Source organism: Polaromonas sp. P1_G1 (assembly GCF_056405595.1).
In genome coordinates, this window is sequence record NZ_JBFUBU010000118.1 from 1 (window position 1) to 677 (window position 677).

The window sequence follows — 677 nt, forward strand, 5'->3', positions numbered from 1 at the left end:
AGCTTGTCCAACGCCCCCGCCGTCACCATGGTCAACAGCAGGCCCTTGATGCTTTCTTCCTTGCCCAACTGATCCAGGGTCTTGCCGATGTCKCCCTGGTTGTTGACCATGGCCACGGCCGCTTGGGATGCCAGAGCCGCAAAGCCAGCGTTGACGGCGATGCCTGCGGTGGTGAGTCCTGCTGCGGTACTGGCAAGCGTGACGCCACCCAGGGTGGTCACCGTTGCCCCGGCTGCGCCGCCGGCCACAGCCGTAGTAGTCCCCACCGCTGCCGTACCCATGCCCGCCGTGAAGTAAGTCACCACAATGGTCAGCAAGGCCGCTCCCGCCCCGGTCAGGCCGCCTTGGTCGTAGCTCCATTTCTCATGGGCCAGGGCCACCTGGTCCCACTTGACGTTGGGGTTGGCGGCCAGGGCGTTGAGGTAGTCCAGTCCCACGCCGTTGCCTTCACTGACCAGGGCGTCGATCTGGCTCTTGAGGGCTTGTCCGCCTTTGGTGTCGGGGATCTGGGCGGTGATCTTCAAGGCGCTGTCAAACGTCACGTTGCCTTTGAGGCTGGTCTGGTTCAGCGTCTCGGTGGTGCTGCCCTTGCCCTTCATCTCCTGGTACAGRCCCATGGTCACGGTTTTTTCGGTATGGCTGGTCTGGGTGGTGTCGGTGCTRCCGCCCAGGATGAG

The 677-nt window shown here is 63.6% G+C and carries 1 protein-coding gene; it reads right to left on the reverse strand.

Annotated elements, in window-relative coordinates; genetic code table 11:
* Positions 1 to 677, reverse strand: a 677-nt coding sequence (locus AC1D1Y_RS25985) for a DUF637 domain-containing protein (protein WP_477684892.1), incomplete at both ends; no start/stop codon positions are given.